Origin of the sequence: Bacillus sp. FJAT-14266 (assembly GCF_001719225.1) — a bacterium.
GTDB classification, from domain to species: domain Bacteria; phylum Bacillota; class Bacilli; order Bacillales; family Bacillaceae; genus Bacillus; species Bacillus subtilis.
Map to the genome: position 1 here is coordinate 2108898 of NZ_CP017072.1, position 23481 is coordinate 2132378.

General features: G+C 42.6%; 28 protein-coding genes. 22 read left to right on the plus strand and 6 right to left on the minus strand.

Annotation, left to right across the window (positions count from 1 at the left end):
- Positions 1–32: 32 nt before the first annotated feature.
- The 9 genes from BGM23_RS11210 (at position 33) to BGM23_RS11250 (ending at position 7911) form a co-directional block, all read left to right on the plus strand.
- The gene (locus BGM23_RS11210; protein ID WP_004398677.1) at positions 33–1166 is read left to right on the plus strand and encodes a conserved virulence factor C family protein; all 1134 of its coding nucleotides are present in this window, start codon (positions 33–35) and stop codon (positions 1164–1166) included.
- 288 nt (positions 1167–1454) lie between these two features.
- Entirely contained in the window at positions 1455–3131 is a 1677-nt protein-coding gene (ilvD, locus tag BGM23_RS11215) for a dihydroxy-acid dehydratase (protein ID WP_009967560.1), read from the plus strand.
- 106 nt (positions 3132–3237) lie between these two features.
- Entirely contained in the window at positions 3238–3672 is a 435-nt protein-coding gene (gene brxA / locus BGM23_RS11220) for a bacilliredoxin BrxA (protein ID WP_003230794.1), read from the plus strand.
- Positions 3673–3713: 41 nt separating this feature from the next.
- Entirely contained in the window at positions 3714–4487 is a 774-nt protein-coding gene (locus BGM23_RS11225; protein WP_015714131.1) for a class I SAM-dependent methyltransferase, read from the plus strand.
- A gap of 259 nt (positions 4488–4746) precedes the next feature.
- Positions 4747–5358 (plus strand): YpjP family protein, encoded by a 612-nt coding sequence (locus tag BGM23_RS11230; protein WP_009967559.1) that lies wholly within the window; start codon positions 4747–4749, stop codon positions 5356–5358.
- Between the two features lie 17 nt (positions 5359–5375).
- Positions 5376–5909 carry a phosphatidylglycerophosphatase A family protein gene (locus tag BGM23_RS11235; protein WP_003230797.1) on the plus strand — a complete coding sequence of 178 codons (534 nt, stop codon included), beginning with the start codon at positions 5376–5378 and terminating at the stop codon, positions 5907–5909.
- 83 nt (positions 5910–5992) lie between these two features.
- Positions 5993–6787: a thymidylate synthase gene (locus BGM23_RS11240; RefSeq protein ID WP_046663397.1), complete on the plus strand. Its 795-nt coding sequence runs from the start codon at positions 5993–5995 to the stop codon at positions 6785–6787.
- The gene (dfrA, locus tag BGM23_RS11245; RefSeq protein ID WP_015251863.1) at positions 6784–7290 is read left to right on the plus strand and encodes a dihydrofolate reductase DfrA; all 507 of its coding nucleotides are present in this window, start codon (positions 6784–6786) and stop codon (positions 7288–7290) included. Before BGM23_RS11240 ends, dfrA begins: the two co-directional genes overlap by 4 nt.
- Positions 7291–7911 (plus strand): hypothetical protein, encoded by a 621-nt coding sequence (locus BGM23_RS11250; protein WP_015251864.1) that lies wholly within the window; start codon positions 7291–7293, stop codon positions 7909–7911.
- 39 nt (positions 7912–7950) lie between these two features.
- On the opposite strand, the gene trhA is transcribed toward BGM23_RS11250, so the two are convergent.
- Positions 7951–8592, minus strand: a complete 642-nt coding sequence (gene trhA, locus BGM23_RS11255) for a PAQR family membrane homeostasis protein TrhA (RefSeq protein ID WP_004398522.1) — start codon at positions 8590–8592, stop codon at positions 7951–7953.
- Positions 8593–8612: 20 nt separating this feature from the next.
- On the minus strand, positions 8613–9608 hold the full coding sequence (locus BGM23_RS11260; protein WP_033884735.1) for a sigma 54-interacting transcriptional regulator: 996 nt from the start codon (positions 9606–9608) through the stop codon (positions 8613–8615).
- A gap of 248 nt (positions 9609–9856) precedes the next feature.
- On the opposite strand from BGM23_RS11260, the gene ilvA reads away from it, so the two are divergent.
- The 7 genes from ilvA (at position 9857) to BGM23_RS11300 (ending at position 15225) form a co-directional block, all read left to right on the plus strand.
- The gene (gene ilvA / locus BGM23_RS11265) at positions 9857–11125 is read left to right on the plus strand and encodes a threonine ammonia-lyase IlvA (RefSeq protein WP_003230803.1); all 1269 of its coding nucleotides are present in this window, start codon (positions 9857–9859) and stop codon (positions 11123–11125) included.
- A gap of 85 nt (positions 11126–11210) precedes the next feature.
- Positions 11211–11462, plus strand: coding sequence for a YpmP family protein (locus tag BGM23_RS11270; protein ID WP_004399020.1), 252 nt, complete (start codon positions 11211–11213; stop codon positions 11460–11462).
- Positions 11463–11609: 147 nt separating this feature from the next.
- Entirely contained in the window at positions 11610–12191 is a 582-nt protein-coding gene (gene scuA, locus BGM23_RS11280; RefSeq protein WP_003245947.1) for a cytochrome c oxidase assembly accessory protein ScuA, read from the plus strand.
- Positions 12192–12268: 77 nt separating this feature from the next.
- Entirely contained in the window at positions 12269–13036 is a 768-nt protein-coding gene (locus BGM23_RS11285) for an SGNH/GDSL hydrolase family protein (RefSeq protein WP_003245956.1), read from the plus strand.
- 9 nt (positions 13037–13045) lie between these two features.
- Positions 13046–13609, plus strand: coding sequence for a YpmS family protein (locus BGM23_RS11290; RefSeq protein ID WP_003230807.1), 564 nt, complete (start codon positions 13046–13048; stop codon positions 13607–13609).
- 12 nt (positions 13610–13621) lie between these two features.
- A complete protein-coding gene (gene ypmT, locus BGM23_RS11295) occupies positions 13622–13816 on the plus strand; it encodes a protein YpmT (protein ID WP_003230808.1) in 195 nt (64 codons plus the stop codon).
- A gap of 71 nt (positions 13817–13887) precedes the next feature.
- Positions 13888–15225, plus strand: a complete 1338-nt coding sequence (locus tag BGM23_RS11300; RefSeq protein ID WP_038427776.1) for an MATE family efflux transporter — start codon at positions 13888–13890, stop codon at positions 15223–15225.
- A 49-nt stretch (positions 15226–15274) separates the two neighbouring features.
- Here the strand turns inward: BGM23_RS11300 and BGM23_RS11305 are convergent, their stop codons facing one another.
- Positions 15275–15700, minus strand: coding sequence for a MarR family transcriptional regulator (locus tag BGM23_RS11305; RefSeq protein WP_004398634.1), 426 nt, complete (start codon positions 15698–15700; stop codon positions 15275–15277).
- Between the two features lie 131 nt (positions 15701–15831).
- Here BGM23_RS11305 and msrA point away from each other — a divergent pair, with 131 nt between their 5' ends.
- Complete coding sequence (msrA, locus tag BGM23_RS11310; RefSeq protein WP_029726802.1) at positions 15832–16365, plus strand: peptide-methionine (S)-S-oxide reductase MsrA; 534 nt, start codon at positions 15832–15834, stop codon at positions 16363–16365.
- Positions 16366–16800, plus strand: coding sequence for a peptide-methionine (R)-S-oxide reductase MsrB (gene msrB / locus BGM23_RS11315; protein ID WP_014480061.1), 435 nt, complete (start codon positions 16366–16368; stop codon positions 16798–16800).
- A 43-nt stretch (positions 16801–16843) separates the two neighbouring features.
- Here the strand turns inward: msrB and BGM23_RS11320 are convergent, their stop codons facing one another.
- The gene (locus tag BGM23_RS11320; RefSeq protein WP_029726803.1) at positions 16844–17869 is read right to left on the minus strand and encodes an SDR family NAD(P)-dependent oxidoreductase; all 1026 of its coding nucleotides are present in this window, start codon (positions 17867–17869) and stop codon (positions 16844–16846) included.
- A 368-nt stretch (positions 17870–18237) separates the two neighbouring features.
- Here BGM23_RS11320 and BGM23_RS11330 point away from each other — a divergent pair, with 368 nt between their 5' ends.
- A complete protein-coding gene (locus tag BGM23_RS11330; protein ID WP_024572012.1) occupies positions 18238–19386 on the plus strand; it encodes a phytase in 1149 nt (382 codons plus the stop codon).
- 70 nt (positions 19387–19456) lie between these two features.
- Here BGM23_RS11330 and cgeB read toward each other — a convergent pair whose 3' ends face one another.
- A complete protein-coding gene (gene cgeB, locus BGM23_RS11335) occupies positions 19457–20410 on the minus strand; it encodes a spore maturation protein CgeB (protein WP_015251872.1) in 954 nt (317 codons plus the stop codon).
- Positions 20411–20416: 6 nt separating this feature from the next.
- Complete coding sequence (gene cgeA / locus BGM23_RS11340; protein ID WP_015251873.1) at positions 20417–20818, minus strand: spore crust protein CgeA; 402 nt, start codon at positions 20816–20818, stop codon at positions 20417–20419.
- Between the two features lie 204 nt (positions 20819–21022).
- On the opposite strand from cgeA, the gene cgeC reads away from it, so the two are divergent.
- From cgeC to cgeE, 3 genes are all read left to right on the plus strand, one after another.
- On the plus strand, positions 21023–21328 hold the full coding sequence (gene cgeC, locus BGM23_RS11345; RefSeq protein WP_003230826.1) for a spore maturation protein CgeC: 306 nt from the start codon (positions 21023–21025) through the stop codon (positions 21326–21328).
- 64 nt (positions 21329–21392) lie between these two features.
- The gene (gene cgeD / locus BGM23_RS11350; RefSeq protein WP_029726805.1) at positions 21393–22673 is read left to right on the plus strand and encodes a spore maturation glycosyltransferase CgeD; all 1281 of its coding nucleotides are present in this window, start codon (positions 21393–21395) and stop codon (positions 22671–22673) included.
- A 28-nt stretch (positions 22674–22701) separates the two neighbouring features.
- Positions 22702–23481 (plus strand): spore maturation N-acetyltransferase CgeE, encoded by a 780-nt coding sequence (cgeE, locus tag BGM23_RS11355; protein ID WP_029726806.1) that lies wholly within the window; start codon positions 22702–22704, stop codon positions 23479–23481.

Below are 23481 nucleotides of genomic sequence, written 5' to 3' on the forward strand. Positions count from 1 at the left end.
ATAAGTCACAGATATGCTATAGGAGGACGATCATGAAGATAAAATCAATTGAACCTACACCAAGCCCGAATACAATGAAAGTCATCTTAACGGAAGAGCTTCCGGCGGGCAAAAGCAATAACTATAAACCTGAGCAAGCAGAAGGCGCACCGCTTGTTATAGCGGAAATCCTTAAAATAGATGGAGTTAAAGGGGTATATCACGTCGCAGATTTTCTTGCTGTTGAACGGAATGCAAGATACGACTGGAAAGACATTTTACCGCAAGTCCGCACTGCATTTGGGATGGAAAGTGCTGAAAGCGCAGAAGAAAATCGTTCTGATCAAGAATCTTTTGGAGAGGTAAAAGTTTTTGTGCAGATGTTCAGCGGCATTCCTATGCAAGTTAAATTAACCGATGGAGAGCGGGAAGAACGCTTCGGCTTACCTGAACGCTTTCAGCAGGCGATCTTAAAACTTAGATCTGAAGCTTCCAATGTTGTGTTTGAGCGGGCTTGGAAAGAACAAGGTGTCAGATTCGGTGACTTTGATGAAATCGGCCATGATGTGACAGAAGAGCTTCAAGCGGCATACAGTGATGAACGGCTGAAACGACTGACTGAAGCAGCCGCTCAAGGAAAGGGCGAAGCAAAACAAGCTGTACAGCGCAAAGCGTATAAAGTAACGCTTGACATGCTAGATGATGAGGACTGGAAAAAGCGTTATGCACACTTGGAACAGATGGATCCGAAAGAAGAGGATATCCCGGTTTTACAGAAGGCATTGGATGATCCAAAGGTGTCCATCAGAAGACAGGCTGTTGTGTACTTAGGGATGATTGAAACACCTGATGTTCTTCCTCTATTGTATAAAGCACTTGAGGACAAAGCTGTATCAGTCAGAAGAACGGCCGGAGACTGCCTGTCTGATATCGGCGATCCTCAAGCCATTCCCGCTATGATCAAGTCGTTAAGCGACTCCAGCAAGCTTGTTCGCTGGCGTGCGGCCATGTTCCTGTACGAAGTCGGCGATGAAAGTGCAATTGAAGCTTTGCGCGCTGCCGAAGATGACCCTGAATTTGAGGTCAGCCTTCAAGTCAAAATGGCGCTTGAACGTATTGAGCATGGAGAAGAAGCAAAAGGTTCTGTTTGGAAACAAATGACGGAAAGCAGAAAAAAAGGCGAATAGAAATAAAAAAGGTGCAGATCATGCACCTTTTTTATGTGAATTCACTTTTTATAAAAATTATTTCGAATATTGTTGAAAAATATCTGAAAACTATTTATAGTAAGTAACAATATTAATAGTTGGAGGGTTCAAATCGAAAGAAAGCTATATAAATATAAAAACACGAAAGAACAAAACAAGGTGAGGGCGGCCTGTATTTATCTTATTTGCAAAAACAGCCCATAAATAAACTGAAAATTTTCAAAATAAAATCCAATCAAACAATTGAAAGAATTTAGGAGGATCACCATGGCAGAATTACGCAGTAATATGATCACACAAGGAATCGATAGAGCTCCGCACCGCAGTTTGCTTCGTGCAGCAGGGGTAAAAGAAGAGGATTTCGGCAAGCCGTTTATTGCGGTGTGTAATTCATACATTGATATCGTTCCCGGTCATGTTCACTTGCAGGAGTTTGGGAAAATCGTAAAAGAAGCAATCAGAGAAGCAGGGGGCGTTCCGTTTGAATTTAATACCATTGGGGTAGATGATGGCATCGCAATGGGGCATATCGGTATGAGATATTCGCTGCCAAGCCGTGAAATTATCGCAGACTCTGTGGAAACGGTTGTATCCGCACACTGGTTTGACGGAATGGTCTGTATTCCGAACTGCGATAAAATCACACCGGGAATGCTTATGGCGGCAATGCGCATCAACATTCCGACGATTTTTGTCAGCGGCGGACCGATGGCGGCAGGAAGAACAAGTGACGGGCGAAAAATCTCCCTTTCCTCAGTATTCGAAGGGGTAGGCGCCTACCAAGCAGGGAAAATCAACGAAAACGAGCTTCAAGAACTAGAGCAGTTCGGATGCCCAACGTGCGGGTCTTGCTCAGGCATGTTTACGGCGAACTCAATGAACTGTCTGTCAGAAGCACTTGGTCTTGCTTTGCCGGGTAATGGAACCATTCTGGCAACATCTCCGGAACGCAAAGAGTTTGTGAGAAAATCGGCTGCGCAATTAATGGAAACGATTCGCAAAGATATCAAACCGCGTGATATTGTTACAGTAAAAGCGATTGATAACGCGTTTGCACTCGATATGGCGCTCGGAGGTTCTACAAATACCGTTCTTCATACCCTTGCCCTTGCAAACGAAGCCGGCGTTGAATACTCTTTAGAACGCATTAACGAAGTCGCTGAGCGCGTGCCGCACTTGGCTAAGCTTGCGCCTGCATCGGATGTGTTTATTGAAGATCTTCACGAAGCGGGCGGCGTTTCAGCGGCTCTGAATGAGCTTTCGAAGAAAGAAGGAGCGCTTCATTTAGATGCGCTGACTGTTACAGGAAAAACTCTTGGAGAAACCATTGCCGGACATGAAGTAAAGGATTATGACGTCATTCACCCGCTGGATCAACCATTCACTGAAAAGGGAGGCCTTGCTGTTTTATTCGGTAATCTAGCTCCGGACGGCGCTATCATTAAAACAGGCGGCGTACAGAATGGGATTACAAGACACGAAGGGCCGGCTGTCGTATTCGATTCTCAGGACGAGGCGCTTGACGGCATTATCAACCGAAAAGTAAAAGAAGGCGACGTTGTCATCATCAGATACGAAGGGCCAAAAGGCGGACCTGGCATGCCGGAAATGCTGGCGCCAACATCCCAAATCGTTGGAATGGGACTCGGGCCAAAAGTGGCATTGATTACGGACGGACGTTTTTCCGGAGCCTCCCGTGGCCTCTCAATCGGCCACGTATCACCTGAGGCCGCTGAGGGCGGGCCGCTTGCCTTTGTTGAAAACGGAGACCATATTATCGTTGATATTGAAAAACGCATCTTGGATGTACAAGTGCCAGAAGAAGAGTGGGAAAAACGAAAAGCGAACTGGAAAGGTTTTGAACCGAAAGTGAAAACCGGCTACCTGGCACGTTATTCTAAACTTGTGACAAGTGCCAACACCGGCGGTATTATGAAAATCTAGATAGCTGGGGACACTTTCTTTTATTTTAAGGCGTGAACATTTGAAATCCGGCCCTCTCTATAGTATCCTTTACTTCAGATGAAGGATACTAGAGGGGGCTTTTTTTATGTCAATGGCTTATGAAGAATACATGCGCCAGCTTGTCGTACCGATGCGCCGCGAGCTGACTGGAGCAGGTTTTGAAGAGTTAACAACAGCGGAAGAAGTAGAAAACTTTATGGAAAAGGCAGAGGGCACAACTCTTGTAGTCGTTAACTCTGTATGCGGCTGCGCGGCAGGCCTTGCGCGTCCTGCGGCTACACAGGCAGTCCTCCAGAATGACAAAACACCTGACAATACGGTGACTGTATTTGCGGGCCAAGATAAAGAAGCTACTGCGAAAATGCGTGAGTATTTTACTGGCCAGGAGCCTTCTTCACCATCAATGGCTCTTTTGAAAGGCAAAGAAGTCGTACATTTTATTCCGCGTCATGAAATTGAAGGACACGATATGGAAGAAATCATGAAAAATCTGACTGCTGCCTTCGATGCGCACTGCTAAATGCCCGTTCTCCGGGCATTTTCTTTTTGGGAGTACAGAAGATGATAACAACAAGCTATAGACCGTCTGAACACACCATAAAAACTGCAAAGCAGCTTTCTAAAGAGCTAAATATGCCATACTGCGGCCGGAATAAACAAACGGTTGAACACCTGCTGAAATCAGCTGAACGTGATTTGCTTGTGGTCGGCAAAGAGCGGTTTGAGCTGTATACGAAACAAGGTGCCAAATTCTTTTTTCATCCGAATACAGCGATGTTCAGAGCCAAACGCTTCTTACAGGGAGAGCAAGAGCCTATGCTTCGGGCTGCCGGATTATCTGAAGGGGATACGTTTTTAGATTGCACACTCGGGCTGGGGTCAGATGCCATTATCGCAAGTATGGCAGTAGGCGAAACGGGTTCTGTTGTTGGGATTGAAAAAAACCATCTTGTGTCTGTTTTAGTGGGGACGGGGCTGCATTCATGGGAAACGGGTATAGAAGAGCTTCAAGCTGCGATGAGAAGAATCCAGGTGAAGAATGGTGATTGCTTAGAATACATCAAACAGCTTCCTGACAACTCTGTTGATGTGGTTTATTTCGATCCAATGTTTCATGAACCTGTAGAGACCTCTGACGGCATCGCGCCTTTACGTGATTTGGCAGAGGATTCAGTTTTACACGAAGGATGTATCAATGAAGCGGTACGAGTCGCCAGAAAAAGCGTTGTGCTAAAAGACCACTGGAAAAGTCCGCGGTTTGAACAGTTTGGTTTTAACGTCATGAAAAGAAAAACAGCACTGTTCCATTATGGCGTCATTCAAACAAGCCCGTGATTCATATCACGGGCTTTCTGTTAATCGGTGACCTCCATGACGACAAAGTATAATAATGTTAAGAGTGAAACTGTGGCAAACAGAGCGTCAATCATGCGGAAAGCCTCCTTTCATGGAATATTGTAAGCGTTTTTACACAAAGTGCATAGCAACGAATCTCCTAATTTGCATATCAGTTTCATATAGTACATGACTTGCATGTTTTGGATGTGCTAAAATAAGAGAAACATGACAATAAAATAGAGAGGAATAAGCAGTCATGAAATTGTGGATGAGAAAGACCCTTGTGGTTTTATTTACCATTGTAACGTTCGGGCTCGTATCTCCTCCGGCTGCCCTTATGGCGGACAAGCCTTCCGGACAGCCGAGCAGTCTTGAGCAGAATGATTACACCGCTTTTTATGATGAGCATGACCTGTACGATGATGAGTCGGATGACAGGCGAGATCCTGAACTGCTTTTTCAATCGTACAAGGAACAGCTCCTTGACAGCGCTGAGGATCAGTCCTTTTTAAAATTCGGCAGCAGAATCGCTCCTGTCATTGAGGATGACTATCGGAAAGAGATCCTGCCAAAAATCGAAAATGTGATTAGTGATTATTTAGCGACATTGCAAGATGATGAGGCGTACCAAGATGTTGTGATCTCAAGCATGCCTTCAGCGGGCAAAACGGAAAAAATTTTCAACGTTTACAATCGGACAACTGGAGAAGATCTTCTCAGATTCCATGTGCGAAGAGACCACCCGCCTCATGACGGCTACTGGTTTAATTTTCATTATCATACAGCAGAAGATGGATTTCAATCACATCATGAGCTTGGGAGCATTTACTGGGACCGCAACACGCCTCCCAACTGGATGAGTGCCTAAAGGAGATGCCATTAGACATGAAAAAGTACACAATGAATGAAATGGTCGATATAACAAAGGATATGCTGAACAAACGGGGCGTTATGATAGAAGATATTGCACGGATTGTTCAAAAACTTCAGGAAAAATACAATCCAAATCTGCCGCTCAGTGTTTGCATGGAGAATGTAGAAAAAGTCCTGAACAAACGTGAAATTATTCATGCTGTTTTGACAGGCCTTGCACTCGATCAGCTTGCAGAACAGAAGCTTCTCCCCGAACCGCTGCAGCACCTTGTTGAAACGGATGAACCGCTTTACGGCATAGATGAAATTATCCCGCTTTCAATCGTTAATGTGTACGGGTCGATCGGTTTGACCAATTTCGGTTATTTGGATAAAGAGAAGATTGGAATTATTAAGGAACTTGATGAAAGTCCAGACGGTATTCACACCTTTTTGGATGATATTGTGGCAGCACTTGCTGCAGCAGCGGCGAGCAGAATTGCACATACGCATCAGGATCTGCAAGATGAAGAAAAAGAACAGGATGAAAAGCCTGTCGTCAGCTGACTATAAAAAAATCATTTCTGGGTTCAGAAATGATTTTTTATTGTGTTACACTACTAGAAGACTACTTTTAAAGGATGAAAAAAATGAAACAGTATAAGGATTTATGCAGACATGTTTTAGAGCATGGTGAGAAAAAGGGAGACCGGACAGGGACCGGAACAATCAGCACTTTTGGATATCAAATGAGATTTAATTTACGGGAAGGCTTTCCGATGCTCACCACTAAAAAACTCCACTTTAAATCAATTGCGCATGAACTGCTGTGGTTCTTAAAAGGAGATACGAATGTACGCTATCTGCAGGAAAACGGAGTGCGAATTTGGAATGAGTGGGCTGATGAAAACGGTGAACTTGGACCTGTATATGGCTCCCAATGGCGTTCTTGGCGGGGAGCTGATGGAGAAACCATTGATCAAATTTCCCGTCTTATTGAAGATATTAAGACAAATCCGAACTCCAGACGCTTAATCGTCAGCGCCTGGAATGTTGGTGAAATTGATAAAATGGCGTTGCCGCCGTGCCATTGCCTGTACCAATTCTATGTGTCTGACGGCAAGCTGTCCTGTCAGCTGTATCAGCGCTCTGCCGATGTTTTCTTAGGTGTGCCGTTTAATATTGCATCTTATGCCCTGCTAACCATGATGATTGCTCATGTGACTGGGCTTGAACCGGGCGAGTTCATCCATACATTTGGTGATGTTCATATCTATCAAAATCATATTGAACAAGTCAATTTGCAGCTTGAAAGAGATGTTAGACCGCTTCCGCAGCTTCGTTTCGCCAGAAAGGTTGATTCTATTTTTAACTTTGCATTTGAGGACTTTATCATCGAGGATTATGATCCGCATCCTCATATAAAAGGGGCGGTCAGCGTATGATTTCATTCATTTTTGCGATGGATGCCAACAGGCTTATCGGCAAAGATAATGATTTGCCGTGGCATTTGCCCAATGATCTTGCATACTTTAAGAAAGTAACATCGGGCCATTCAATCATTATGGGCCGAAAAACATTTGAATCGATCGGACGTCCGCTTCCAAATCGGAAAAATATTGTCGTTACCTCAGCGCCGGCTTCAGAATTTCCGGGATGCACGGTTGTCGGTTCATTAAAGGATGTACTGGACATTTGTTCAGGCCCTGAAGAATGCTTTGTGATCGGAGGGGCTCAGCTCTATACGGACCTGTTCCCTTATGCGGACAGACTGTATATGACGAAAATTCATCACGAGTTTGAGGGTGACCGTCACTTTCCTGAATTTGATGAATCCAATTGGAAGTTGGTTTCTTCTGAGCAGGGGACCAAAGACGAAAAAAACCCGTATGATTACGAATTTCTAATGTATGAAAAAAAGAATTCTTCTAAAGCGGGAGGATTTTAATTGGTTCGCTACAGCCTTCTAGTGGTTTATATTGTGTATATGCTGTTAAAAAATATGAAACAATTATTTAATCAAACAATGCTCGATCCCCGTCTGTCATACAAAAAACAGATGACTCTTGTGTACGAACAGCCAAAGGCGTTTTTGGAAGGCTGTATCGGCATCTCCGGTTCAGTTGTGACGATCCATCAGCCAGAGCCAATACCACACGGTCCTGTTTTGTATGTGCATCCCCGTTTGCGTTTGGCTGAACTGGCCTTAATTGCTGGATATATTGAGGAACCGGCCGGCTTTATCGCCAACCCAAAAGTGTTCCGCTTGCCTTTTATCGGGCAATGGCTGGATCGGATGGATGTGATTTCAGACGGGGATTCAGAAAAGGTATATGAAGATGTGACAAAACAGCTGGAAAAGGGACAAAGCCTGATTCTTTCACTAGATGGTTCTATTGATCCTGTAGAACTTGCGGCCCGCTATCATCTTCCGTTGGTGATGGTGGAAACGAAAGGAACAGATAACATGCAAAAGGGCTCGTTTTTTAAACGCTTAAAACCGGCAGACATTGAATTGTCCTTTTCAAAAGCTTATATACCTGCCAATGAAAAACAATTACGTGCATAAAAAAAGCGCAGTCGTGAAGACTGCGCTTTTCTGTTACTGTTACGAAAGGAACGGCACCTTTACACAATAGAAGAGCACGCAGAAAAACATAGCAGCGCTCCCGCCCAATACAAAGCTGTGCCAAATGGCGTGATGGAAGGGGATCTTTTTCCAAATGTAAAAGATGGTTCCGACAGAGTATAAAATGCCGCCGAGAAAAAGGAGGCTGAATCCCGCTCCGCTCAGTGAAGCATATAAAGGTTTAACTGCAATAATCATCAGCCACCCCATGACTAAATACACGAAGGTTGACAATAGGATAAACCGTTTCACAAAGAAAATTTTAAAAACGATTCCGCCTAGGGCAAGTGACCATACGATAACCAACAGGGTAAAGCCGAGTGTGCCTTTCAGCGGCCCAAGCAAAAAAGGCGTGTAGGTTCCGGCGATGAGTACGTAAATCGCGCTATGATCAATAATCTCCAAAATGTCCTTCGTTTTTTTATGTGTGATGCTGTGAAGCAGGGTGGAGCTCAAATATAACAGCAGCATAGAGACACCGAATATTGTAAAGCTGACAATGTCCCATGCAGACCCGTAATTAGCCGCAAATATGATTAGAAACACTAATGCTGGGATGGATAAGAGGACACCGATGCCGTGTGTAATCGCATTGGCGATCTCTTCTTTGATTGTAAACAAGTGCATTCTCCTTTCGATCGCTAGATCATTTGATTTTTTAACGTCTCTATAAAGCTCAAGCCCTCAAAGGTAATTTTTGTGCCTGCGCGTCCGCGGCTTTTGGTGACATAATCTTTTTTCTCCAAATAGTCGAGACGGCTTCTGACCTGCTGAGGAGTTAACGAGGTTTGGGTATTTTTGCTGTGTTCAGAAATGATCCGTCTGCTGGCAGGTTCTCCTTTTTCGTTCAATACTTTTATTGTTTCCAAAATAAACAAAAACTCAGCTTTTTCCATTAAAGTCAGCAGCTTCGCTTTTTTCTTCGACGTTTTTCCGTCTATCGCGCCTCTAATATATGGCGGCAGGTCATATGGCTGGATCGTTCCTCCGCTTGATACTGCCGCCATATAATCTGCAGCGTTTTTTAATTCCCTGACATTGCCTTCAAATGCATGCTTCTCAAGCACGGGAAAAACGGAGGGATCGATTAACAATTGCTGACCGGAATTTGAGAGAAAATGCTGTGTCAAAAGCGGAATATCGCTTTTTCGTTCCGATAATTCGGGCAGTGTGAGCGTTAAAATGTTCAGTCTGTAGAATAAGTCTTGCCTGAATGTATGTTCCACGGATCGGTCTGCAGAAGCACAGATCATTCGCGGTTTCTCCGTGTCTGAATCAAGCGCTTTTAACAGCTGAGCTTGTACAGAAGCAGGCATGCGCCATACATCATCAAGAAAAAGGGTTCCTCGTACCGCTTTTTGAAAAACACCTGTGTTTCCGTTAGGGCCAAAAAGCTCATGAATAAGGGTTTCTTCCGAATGGGTGCTGCAATTGACGCTTATAAACGGTTCATTGCTTCTCGAAGATTCCAAGTGTATGGCATGTGCGAAGTGATTTTTGCCTGTTCCGATTTTTCCTGTTATTAAGACAGGAAGCTCCGATAACGAGAACTGCTTGGCGATTCGCTTCGCTTCCAGGAAAGTTTGATGTTCTCCGATTAGATGTTGAAATGTATTGAGTTTTGGTGCACTATTCATCAATTGGCTCCTTTTGGTTCTAATTGGTTTCATTATATCATGCCTTTTGGTTGAAAACACCCTTTATTTTACGATCATCTTTTTTCTTGGCTCTGCAGGATAATGGTTGAACAGAAGTTACCACAAGATGTGGTGGACATAGTCTGTATTTTTTTAATTATTAAATAAAAATAATTGTCTTATTTTTTGAATATTCATGTTATAATGGCATATTAAATAGGGATTTAAAACAAGAAAGGAATCTGTACATGAAACCGTTGCTTAAAGAAAACTCTCTCATCCAAGTGAAAGACATTTTGAAGGCTCACCAAAACGTAAAGGACGTTGTCATTCACACACCTTTGCAGAGGAATGACAGACTTTCTGAGAGATATGAATGCAATATCTATTTAAAACGCGAAGACTTGCAAGTTGTCAGATCTTTTAAGCTCAGAGGGGCTTATCATAAAATGAAACAGCTTTCCAGCGAGCAGACAGAGAACGGAGTTGTGTGTGCAAGTGCCGGAAACCACGCTCAAGGTGTGGCATTTTCGTGTAAACATCTTGGCATTCACGGGAAAATTTTTATGCCGTCTACTACACCGAGACAAAAAGTATCTCAAGTTGAACTATTCGGAAAAGGATTTATCGATATTATTTTGACAGGCGATACGTTTGACGACGCGTATAAAAGCGCTGCTGAATGCTGTGAGGCGGAATCTCGGACGTTTATCCATCCGTTCGATGATCCGGATGTGATGGCCGGACAGGGAACGCTCGCAGTCGAGATTTTAAACGACATTGATACAGAACCGCATTTTCTTTTTGCAAGTGTCGGAGGCGGCGGCCTTCTCTCTGGGGTAGGTACATATTTGAAAAACGTGTCTCCTGATACAAAGGTAATTGCTGTTGAGCCGGCGGGAGCGGCATCCTACTTTGAATCAAACAAAGCTGGGCATGTCGTCACACTTGATAAAATTGATAAGTTTGTAGATGGGGCGGCTGTTAAAAAAATTGGCGAGGAAACCTTCCGGACGCTGGAAACTGTCGTTGATGACATTCTCCTTGTGCCTGAAGGAAAAGTATGTACATCCATTCTTGAATTATATAACGAATGTGCGGTTGTTGCTGAACCGGCTGGAGCTCTTTCTGTCGCAGCGCTTGATTTGTACAAGGATCAAATTAAAGGGAAAAACGTGGTGTGTGTGGTAAGCGGGGGCAATAACGATATCGGAAGAATGCAGGAAATGAAGGAGCGTTCCTTGATTTTTGAAGGCCTTCAGCATTATTTTATCGTCAATTTTCCACAAAGAGCGGGGGCGCTCCGCGAATTTCTTGACGAAGTCCTCGGGCCGAATGATGACATTACAAGGTTTGAATATACGAAGAAAAATAATAAAAGCAATGGACCTGCTCTTGTCGGCATCGAGCTGCAGAACAAAGCCGATTATGGGCCGCTGATTGAACGGATGAACAAAAAACCGTTTCATTATGTAGAGGTGAACAAGGATGAGGACTTGTTCCATTTGCTAATCTAATTTTTTTACACAACCGCGCAAAATGACAGACAGCCCGGCTGGCATCATATATAATAGAAGAAAAACAAAAAAGAGGATTGATAGCTTGTTACTCAAAAGCCTAGAGTTCAAACGCGGTGACGGGATTCAGGTGAAAGTGACAGAAATACCTGTATTAAAGGAAGATGAGCACTATTTCTTTATGTTACATCACCATTTGCAATTCTACTTAAAAGAAGTGTTTTCATCAAACAGCAGGGCAAAAGTGTATTCTTTCCGACATTATATGAAGCGGCGGATGAAGTGGGCAGATTATCAGGCTGTATTTCATCAAGAGGTGTTAAAGCACAACGCGTAACATGCCGTTTTTTACCTGCATGCCCTCCTTTGTAATCGTTAATGGGGAGGCATGCAGGATTTTTTTTGCTCAGTATCGAATACAAACATGGGACAGTAAGGACGGTTTTAGAAAGCGTTTTTATGCTGGCTGGAAAGGATGGATGTCATGAAGGTTATCAAGGGGTTAACGGCTGGGCTGATTTTTCTGTTTTTGTGTGCATGCGGAGGACAGCAGATTAAAGATCCGCTCAATTACGAGGTGGAGCCTTTTACATTTCAAAACCAAGACGGCAAGAACGTTTCTTTAGAGAGTTTAAAAGGAGAAGTATGGCTGGCGGATTTTATTTTTACCAATTGTGAAACTATATGTCCGCCAATGACCGCTCATATGACCGATCTGCAAAAAAAACTGAAAGCCGAAAATATAGATGTCCGCATCATATCATTTAGTGTTGATCCAGAAAACGATAAGCCGAAACAGCTGAAGAAATTTGCCGCAAATTATCCATTATCTTTTGATAACTGGGATTTTCTCACGGGATACAGCCAGAGTGAGATTGAGGAGTTCGCACTTAAGAGCTTTAAAGCGATCGTAAAGAAGCCGGAGGGAGAGGACCAAGTGATTCATCAATCTTCTTTTTATTTGGTAGGTCCGGACGGTAAGGTGCTGAAAGATTACAATGGAGTGGAGAATACACCGTACGATGATATCATTTCCGATGTGAAGTCAGCCAGTACACTCAAGTAAGCTAAGAGACTAGGCATTTGCAAATCTTCTAAAACATGATACACTTTCCACTAGTAGAATGGGAAGGAGCAACAAGATTGAAGCTGCGCATTTTTTCAATCATGGCCAGTTTGATTTTGCTTCTTACTGCGTGTACGAGCATACGTACATCATCTGAGGGAAAACAAAAAGCCCATGAAACGAAAACAAAAGAACACATTGTCATAGCGGCTGTCGGAGATTCGCTGACAGAAGGAGTCGGAGATCCCGACGGAAAGGGATATGTCGGCAAGGTGGCGGATTCTATCCGGTCAGATAAACAAGTCAAAACGGTCGACGTGAAAAATTATGCTGTAAAAGGGAACCGTTCGGATGATTTATTAGAAAAACTAAAAGATAAAAAGGTTCAAAAAGGCATAAAGGACGCAGATTATGTCTTTTTTACAATTGGCGGTAATGATTTGATGAAAATCCTTCGCCAAAACTTTCTGCAATTAACCGTTGAACCGTTTCAGGAAGCGGAAAAACCGTACGAAAAGCGCTTTGAAAAAATCATTTCTGAAATTCGCGAGCTGAATGATCACGCTGAGCTGATTTATGTCAGCATGTACAATCCGTTTACGTTTACATTATCAGAACTAAATGAAATAAATGGTGTCGTCACGGATTGGAACCATATTGCTGAAAAAGAGCTGAAAAAAGATAAACATGCAAAAATCGTCCATATCGAAGATTTGTTTAATCAAAAAAGTGACAGCAGCCGAATTTCTGAGGAAGATGATTTTCATCCTAATGGTACGGGTTATTCTCTTATCGCAAAGCGCGTCTATCAAGCCATTAAAAAAGAAGGATTACCGAAAGAGTAGGGTGACAGCATGAATAAGTGGAAGCGACTGTTTTTTATATTGCTTGCAATCAATTTTATCCTCGCCGCCGGGTTTGTGGCACTTGTTTTGCTTCCGGGGGAACAGGCTCAGGTGAAAGATGCATCTGAGAGCGAGTATGGATTTCAAGTGACAAGCACAAAAGAATCATTAGCTGCGTTTGTTAACTCATATTTAAACGACAAAGCATCAAACAAGCTTGATTATAAAGTAGAGATTGATGATGATGTTCATGTCGCAGGGAAAATCAAGGCATTTTCCACGTCTATTGATGCGTTTATCGCTTTTGAGCCGACCGTGAAAAAAAACGGTGATGTAGAGCTGAATGTCACGAAATTTTCGTTAGGGAAATTGAGTATACCAATTAGCTTTGTGTTAAATTATATGGACAGCTTTTATGAATTGCCGTCATTTGTCCATGTTCACCCCGGAGATAAAAGCATTGAAGTGCGTTTGTCAGAAATGCCTTTAACGAATGGAATGTATGTCAAAGCGGATAAGATAAATTTAGAAAAAGATGAAATTGAGTTTTCCTATTACCATCCTAAACAATAGAGGTGACTGAAAATGAAACGGATTTACCAGTATTTCAGTTTATTATCCTTTACATTTTCCCTGTACTTCGGCTGGCTTGCTTATCATCATCTGGCTGCTGAAGATATGGATCAAATGTATTTGAATGTTTCCTATTGTGCCTTGTTCCTAAGTGTGATGGTGTTTACATTCGGTATGCGAGACCGAAAAAAAACCGATAAGTCATGAAAAAAGAGACATGAAACAACGTCTCTTTTTTCGTGTGGTCCGAAGAAAATTTGAGAACACAAGGAGAAAAGATGAAAGCATACGATTTTACACAGGGGAACGTGCTGAAACAGCTTGTACTGTTTTCAATGCCTATTATGCTCGGAAACGCATTGCAGGTTTCCTTTCAATTTATAGACAGCTTGTGGATCGGCAATTTACTGGGGGCAAAGGCCCTTGGGGCAGCCGCGGTATCAAGCACGGTTGTTTTGACCGTGCTGTCTTTTATTTTGGGCCTTAACAATGCAACATTAACAATTTTATCTCAGCAAAAAGGAAAAGATGATGTAAAAGGAATGGCGTCGTATATTAACGCTTTTGTTGTTTTATTAACAGGCCTAAGCATCGGATTCGGCGCGGCCGGTTTTTTTCTCTCAGAGCTTTTGCTGCGTCTTCTAAAAACGCCGGAGTCAATGATACCGCTTGCTGAGACGTATTTACAGATTCAATTTATCGGCATTTTATTTTTGTTTGGTTATAACTTTATCAGTACTGTGCTTCGTGCGCTGGGCGACAGCAAGACACCTCTCCGGTTTATTGCGTTTGCTGTTGTACTGAATACAGTGCTTGCGCCGCTCTTTATTTCTGTGTTCCGCATGGGAATAGCGGGAGCGGCTTATTCAACGATTTTGTCACAGGGCATTGCGTTTTTGTATGGGTTGTTTTATGTCGTCAAACACAAGCTTGTGCCATTCTCAATTCCGAGAATGCCCAAGTGGGAAGAGTCCGCGCTGATTTTGAAACTCGGGATTCCGGCAGGTCTGCAGATGATGGTGATTACAGGCGGTATGATGGCGATTATGAGTGTTGTTAACTCATACGGGGATCACGTGGTATCAGGCTTTGGCGCGGTGCAGCGGCTTGATAGCATCATCACGCTTCCAGCAATGGCTGCCGGTACGGCCGTCAATAGTATGGCAGGACAAAATATTGGAATCGGAAACGAAAAAAGAGTGGGAACAATTGCAAGGCTAGGTGTGATAGCTGTTATTTCCTGCATGCTGGTGATTGCGGTTATGATTTGGGTATTTGGTAAATATCTCATAAGGTTATTTATCAGTGAGCCCGATGCGGTCGCATTTGGTGAACAATATTTGAAGTGGATCGCGTTTTTCTACCCTTTTATTGGGATTAATTTTGTGCTGAACGGAATCGTCAGGGCCGCGGGAGCGATGCTGCAGGTTCTGGTATTAAATTTAATCTCGTTTTGGGTGTTGAGATATCCTTTCACAGCTCTATTTTCAGCTTGGCTTGGACAAAAAGGAATCGGGCTTGGAATCGGAATGAGTTTTTTATTTAGCAGCTGCGCGGCATTTTTGTATTATAGATATGGCCGCTGGAAAGCAATGAAGCTGTTTACTGAAAAATAAGTGAAGCACTGCGAAAAGCACATACCTATATATCGGTATGTGCTTTTTTTCACCGTTTTTTATCAAGTTTGCTGAAGAGCTCGATTAACGTGGCAAGTTCAGCATCAGTGTAGCAGTCAAAGCGTTTAAAGAAATATTCCGTTTTTTTCTCGTTAAAGTGCTGAAGGACTTTTTCGCCTGCTTCAGTGATATGAATGCGGATGATGCGTCTGTCTTCCTTCGATCTGATTCTCGTAATCCATTCCTTTTCTACCAGCGCATCGGTCACAGCCGTAATGTGGCTTGCCGATACCTCTAAAATAGGCGCAAATTCAGTGACTTTTTTAGGCCCTTGTTCACTAAGGATTCGAAGAATGGTGAATTCATTCCGCGACAGCTCTTTATCTAAAATTTCATTGATTTCATTGCGTATTTGTTTAAAGACTTTACGGAGTAAAGTTTCCATATCGTACATCATCTGTGTTCTTACTTTCAAATTTGTGAACCTCCATTACATAAGCATATTGCTTAAAACCTATAGATTTTATTGAAAAGCAGAATCATTTTCATTCTATTTTTACATGCTATAATATAATAATACCACGTATTAACAAAGGAGGCACCAGTATGTCTGAAAAAAAAGAAATCGCCACATTTGCAGGAGGCTGTTTTTGGTGTATGGTTAAACCTTTTGACGAACAGCCGGGAATTGAAAAAGTGGTGTCCGGGTATACAGGCGGCCATACTGAAAACCCTACGTACGAAGAGGTGTGCAGTGAAACGACGGGACATCGTGAAGCCGTTCAAATCACGTTTAATCCTGATGTATTCCCTTATGAAAAACTGCTTGAATTATTTTGGCAGCAAATCGATCCGACAGATGCCGGGGGGCAGTTTGCTGATCGCGGCAGTTCCTATCGCGCAGCCATTTTTTATCATAATGATAAACAAAAGGAGCTTGCGGAAGCTTCCAAGCAACGTCTGGCGGAAAGCGGCATCTTTAAAGATCCGATTGTAACGGACATTTTCAAAGCTGAACCTTTCTATGAAGCGGAAGGCTACCATCAGCATTTTTATAAAAAGAATCCAGCACATTATCAGCGCTACCGGACAGGTTCCGGACGAGCGGGATTTATCAGCGAGCATTGGGGGGCTAAATAAATGGCGTACAATAAAGAAGAAAAAATAAAGTCATTAAATCGCATGCAATATGAAGTAACGCAAAATAACGGCACGGAGCCGCCATTTCAAAATGAATATTGGGATCATAAGGAAGAAGGGTTGTATGTAGACATTGTGTCAGGCAAGCCATTGTTTACATCCAAGGATAAATTTGATTCCCACTGCGGCTGGCCAAGCTTTACAAAGCCGATTGAAGAAGAAGAAGTGGAAGAAAAACTGGACACGAGCCACGGCATGATTCGCACAGAAGTAAGAAGCCGAACTGCTGATTCTCATCTTGGCCACGTATTTAATGACGGACCGGGGCCAAACGGACTTCGTTATTGCATAAATTCAGCAGCGCTGCGGTTTGTTCCGAAGCATAAGCTAAAAGAAGAAGGATACGAAAGCTATCTGCATCTCTTTAATAAATAAAGTGTTAAAAACAGGCCTGCCTAATGGATAGACAGGCTTGTTTTTATGCCTTTTTCTCTTGATGCAATTCTTCAATAATCTGAGCAATTCTTTCTTTCGTAATGAGCGGGGCTTGATCTGATTGATACCCAGGCAGATTGACTTTGCGAAAGTCAGGATGTTTTTCCGGCTCTGGAAGGATCGCATAAAGGTTGCCCCATTCATACAGTGATTCAATTTCATGTGGAGATGTTAATTCTTCGTGAAGCTTTTCACCTGGACGCTTGCCCACTTCTACTGCAGCCGGCCGCGGGAGCCCGTGCTGCGATGCATATTCTTCAAACCCATGAATCAGTTCTTCAAGTTTCAGTGATTCCATTTTGAAAATAAAGGTTTCTCCGCCTTTTGTAATAGCAGCCGATTGTAATGTCAATGTAGCTGCATCGTCTATTGACATGAAAAATCTGGTCATGTTTTTGTCTGTGATGGTCAGAGGTTCACCCTCCATCATCTGTTCAAATAATATGGGGATGACCGAACCTCTGGAACCGAGAACATTTCCAAAGCGGACCGAACAAAACAAGGTTCCTTTGTTTTGGACGTGGCGGTTTGCTTGATGAAACAGCTTTTCAGATAACAGCTTGGTGGCACCCATTGTGTTCACAGGAGATACAGCTTTATCTGTACTGATATTAATGACATGCTGCACTCGGTGTGAAAGGGCAGCTTCCACCACATTTTGTCCGCCGATGAGATTGGTCTGGATCGCTTCAAATGGATGGTCCTCACATGTCGGAACCTGTTTCAGCGCAGCCGCGTGAAATACGATATCGACGCCTTTCATCACCTGATTCATCCTTCTGTGATCGCGTACATCTCCGAGTACAAATAATAGCCGCTTATCCTCCGCATACTTTTGGCTCATGACATACTGTTTACTGTCGTCTTTGCTGAATACAATCACCTGTTTAGGTGTAAGCAGCAAAAGGCGTTTGACAATTTGACTCCCGATTGAACCCGTTCCGCCAGTGACTAAAACTGTTTTGTTATGGAAAAATGGTTTTAGTTCTGCTGTTTGCTGTTTAGGCATGGCTTATCCTCCAACTCTCGTTTCTCTACCATGCATCATATGTTCAACTTTGTAATCGAATTAATGAAAGCAACCAATAAAACAAAATTTAGGGGAATGATCATGTCACAAAGTGTTCTTTTTTAATAGAAAATGGAAAAACGGACGTAACTAGGGAACAACAAAACTAAATAAACAATGTACTAAATATTCAACATATTTTTTTCGCTCCGCAAAAGCAAATCTGGCAAAGTCCATCTCACCTACCTCTTTGGGGAAAAGTTGTTTATGAGTCAGAAACCCTATAAAAAAAGGTTCATTTTCCTCACGGTAATCACCTGTATATATTTTACAATAGTAGTGATAGTGATAAAAGAGGAGGATACCAAATGAAGGTTTCAAAAACAATGCTGCTAAGCACTGCCGCGGGTTTATTGCTTAGCCTGACAGCAACCTCGGTGTCGGCTCATTATGTGAATGAGGAACATCATTTCAAAGTGACTGCACACACGGAGACAGATCCGGTCGCATCTGGCGATGACGCAGCAGATGACCCGGCCATTTGGGTTCATGAAAAACACCCGGAAAAAAGCAAGTTGATTACGACAAATAAGAAGTCAGGGCTCGTCGTGTATGATTTAGACGGAAAACAGCTTCATTCTTATGAGTTTGGCAAGCTCAATAATGTCGATCTGCGCTATGATTTTCCATTGAACGGCGAAAAAATTGATATTGCTGCCGCATCCAATCGGTCCGAAGGAAAAAATACAATTGAAGTATATGCAATAGATGGGGATAAAGGAAAATTGAAAAGCATTACAGATCCGAAACATCCTATTTCCACCAATATTTCTGAGGTTTATGGATTCAGCTTGTATCACAGCCAGAAAACAGGAGCATTTTACGCATTAGTGACAGGCAAACAAGGGGAATTTGAGCAGTATGAAATTGTTGATGGTGGAAAAGGTTATGTAACAGGGAAAAAGGTGCGTGAATTTAAGTTGAATACTCAGACCGAAGGCCTTGTTGCGGATGATGAGTACGGAAACCTATACATAGCAGAGGAAGATGAGGCCATCTGGAAATTTAACGCTGAGCCCGGCGGAGGATCAAAGGGGCAGGTAGTTGACCGTGCGACAGGAGATCATTTGACAGCTGATATTGAAGGACTGACAATCTATTATGCACCAAATGGCAAAGGATATCTCATGGCTTCAAGTCAAGGAAATAACAGCTATGCAATGTATGAACGGCAGGGGAAAAATCGTTATGTAGCCAACTTTGAGATTACAGATGGCGAGAAGATAGACGGTACTAGTGACACGGATGGTATTGATGTTCTCGGTTTCGGACTTGGCCCAAAATATCCGTACGGGATTTTTGTGGCGCAGGATGGCGAAAATATCGATAACGGACAAGCCGTCAATCAAAATTTCAAAATTGTATCGTGGGAACAAATTGCACAGCATCTCGGCGAAATGCCTGATCTTCATAAACAGGTAAATCCGAGGAAGCTGAAAGACCGTTCTGACGGCTAGAATAGAAAGCAGCTTGTGCAGCTGCTTTTTTCTATGAATAAAAAAATCGTTCATAGCAATGAACGATTTTTCAAGAAAGCGCCAGATGAATCGCTTTTAGTTTTGCAGGAAGCTCATCAAACGTAAATGCGGGTACGGTCTCTTTATAATTGGCTGCTGCAGCTTTTTGCCGTTCTTCAGGGTGGTAGATATAGAAAGCGGCTTTTTCCTTAAAGTCGTTCATGCCGTGATAAGAAATAAAGGATGAAAAAGGATGTGCCGCGGGTAAATCTGTTAATTGAAATGCTTCGCATGCAGCGATATCAAACGTTCGGTTATTAAAACTGGTATTTTTGATGCGCATAGTATTTTGGTTGAAAGCAAAATGATAGGGACGATGCGCATTAATTACGATGTCTGCCCCATTATAATAATGAACGGCCTGTTCGGGTGGAACCCATGTGCTGACGACATCAATATGCGGCTGTTTGAGCACTTTTTTAGGCAGATATTTTCCCCATTCCTTGCCGATTACCCGAACCGTGAATGGCAGATGGACCGCTTCTTTCATAAGCTGAACCCGATTAGGGTAAGGATAGCCGATGATTAACAGATTTGAATGATAGGAATGTTCAGTGCCCATTTTTTTAAACAGCCGATGGTTAACTGGTATCGGAACATAATAGACGTTCTGGTAGCCGAGCTCTTGATAGTAGAGAGCTGCATTTTGTTCTATCGTTAATATGGCGTCAGCAAGCTTAATTACCTGAAGGCTGATATCCATATAAAATGGGTCTTCGGTCAGCCAAACATACACGGGGATATCCTTACCCTTTAACCAGGTCAGCCAGTCGTGAGGAACGCGGTCTCCAACCATCATAAGTGTGAAATCCGGCTGAAACGCTTCGATCTTCATCAAAGATTCTGCTTCAGGTTTATCTGCAATCATATACTCTGTATGAGTGTTCTGAAAACATTCTTCAGCCCAGCGATCAAAATAACTGTATATTCCTCCGTATCCCGACTGGATATACAAGACTTTCATCGGATGTTATGAAAAGAACGTAACGCTTTCTACTTTGTCTACATCAATTAATGTTGTAGCTTGGCCTGCCGGAGTGACGGAGCTTTCCTGTGTTACAAATACGATCCCGTGAACCTGATCGAAAGCAACGAAAACAACCGGTCCGATCATGTCACCTGAATCAGTCACAATGCTGATTGTAGTGCCTGGCGTAATTCTGGCAAAAATCCATCTTGCCGGAAGAGAAGGGTCTAAAAGAGATTCTGCCGTAACCGTTTCACTTTCATCTACTTTTTGATCGATGGCAGCATCAAGCAAGGCTTTAAGATTACTATCCATATTTTCTCCTCCTTCTGTTGCAGTTGGAAATAAAGGGCTTAAAACGGCTTTAATTAAATCCTTTTTTAACTGTGCATTTTCAGAGCTCATTACACACACCTCCTATTCGATAGTGAACTCACGTTATTCATATTCTTCCGGCTGTTATTTGGTATGAGTCGAACGCCGTACCTGATCTATTTTTCATCTATTTAAGGAAAATGCTGATTTTTTAATGGAGTGGACATAGCCTATACCATAAATCGAAGTCGCACATATTGTGAAACAGAGATAATGATAAGGGAGAGGGATGATTTGGATTTAGAGAAACAAGTGGATCGAGAAGAAAACCAAGATGATCTGCATTTTATTTTGCTTTTGCTGATTCTGCTTATACGTCAATCGTCTTCTGAAGGAAATCCATCTGACCTCAGACGCCAGCTTGTTTTTGCAAAAGAGCTGGGCGTACCGGTTTCAAAAGTCAATTTGATCAACGGAGATACACTTCAAAATGTCATCGTAAAAGAAGTTCTGACTGATTTGGTTATTTTCCAAAACCCGTTAAATAACACGAGATCTCATGTTTCACTCTCAAGTGTTGTAAGCTGGGGTGCTTTTTAAATGATGACAGAGGCTCTGCTTGCTGCGGAGCCGTTTTTATGTTTGACGGCGGGAGGCGGTATAGATGGGAGAGAAAGTGTCTATTATTTTAACAAGTTACAACAAACCCGATTATTTGCAAAAAGCGATCGAAAGCGTGATACAGCAAACGCATGATCTTTGGGAGCTTTTTATCATGGATGATCATTCGAATGCAGAAACAACTGCGGTGATTCACAAGTATCTCCATGACCGGCGCATTCAATATCATAACAGTTTCGTGCATCCTGCAGATCGATTAAAAACAGCCCGTTATGCCACATTAATTAACAGTGCGCTCCCATTTGCAGACGGCGATTACATTTCCTATCTTACTGACGACACTGTTTATCATCCTGAGCGGCTGAGCCGTATGGTGCAAGAGTTTTCACATAAGCCTGAAGCGCAGGCGGTCTATTCAAAACAAAAAGTTGTACATGTAAACGAAAGGGGAGAGGAAATCTCACATTTCTACAGAAATGCCAATGCAGTGCTTGATCAGGCCGCTTTTCAAGTTGATCATTGCTCCGTTATGCATCGCCGTTCGTTACTTAATCTCATCCACCATAAATTTGGAGGCTACTGGGATGATGATATGAAGCATTGGAATCATGGAGACGCAATTTTTTGGGCGAGACTCAACAACTTTACCCCATTTCTGCCGATAAATGAAGTATTAGACACAACCTATAAAACCCCAGATTCATTTCAAAATGCATATCGGTTTCTGCCCGCCGATTTGATTGACGGCTCTTTTGTAAAAGGTTCAGATCAAAATGTGTATTTTTATGATCAGGGTGTGAGGCATCCTGTTGGAGAAAAGTGGGGTTTTTTGTATCTAAATCGGACTGTCGCTGTTCCAGACCCATATTTATTCCAATATAGGATTGGCAAAATTTTAAACATTCCGAATTATATTTTAGTAAAGGAAGCTGACCATCCTGCAATATTTTATATCGAAGCCGGAAAAAAAAGGCGAATTGTGGACCAGTATGCGTTTCAATTTTATCAATTTCAAAGAAAAGACATAGTGACAATTGGAAAAGAAGAGATGGAGATGCTTCCGGAAGGGCCGCCGATTACGTGGAAACGATCTGAATTGATCAAAAATCCACCTGGCCGACGTCTGTTTTTCATCGAACGCGAGCCGTTTTTGTTTCTAAACGGCGTCTTTCACCCGATTAGTGAACAAGTAACAAGGAAATTTTTTTTACATCAGAAGCCAATCTCCGCTTCTTTCCGAAATATTCAGCAATTTCCAATTGGAAAGCCGTTTTATCCGGTGTACGATGAGATTATAAAGAAATTGAATATTGCAACAGAGTAAAGGTATAGGTCATAAAAAGGAGACGTTCATGACAGGACATTATTCAAAAACGGAACATCAATATATATTGTTAACGTCTGAATCGGCATCGTTTGATCATTACAGCGTATACAGAGATCCGCAGCTTCCGCAAATTTTTTCTCATAACTTTGTTCAGCTCCATGATACGTTTCCATTGGAGCGGTTACTTAACTTTTTACCCTCCGTACCAAAGCTGCTTGATGCGAATTATCTCCATTTAAAAGCGTCGCCGCAGCATGTTTTTCCGCTCGGCTTGAAGCAGTCGCTTGTAAAAAGCGGTTTTGTCGTCGAGGATGAGCTACTATATGACATGAAGCTTAGTGACTGGAAGGGGCAGATGGGACATCCTTTAACCGCATGGGGGACGGCGAAAAGTCTTAGCGACGGATCTTCTATTATGAAAATTTACGATTCCATTTATATTGGAGAAGCAATCGCTGAACAAAAATTAAAAAGAAAATATCCTTTCTATGAAGCAGGTATAATCATTCTTGTTGTTTGTTACAGCGACCAGGCACAGAAAGTTCCCATTGGGTGCGGCGAGCTGTTTATCGATCATCAAGAGAAAACGGCTAAAATCGAAGAAGTGGCAATTTTAGATCAGTTTCAAAGGAAGGGCTACGGCAGTATCTTAGTGAAAGAAATGCTGTCCATCGCCAAATCACTAGGAATGGAAGCAGCCTACTTAGTTGCTGCAAGCACTGACGGTGCAACTCAGTTTTACGAAAAGCTGACGTTTAAAAAATATGAGCGGATGCATACTGTATTTCATTATTTCCTAACATGA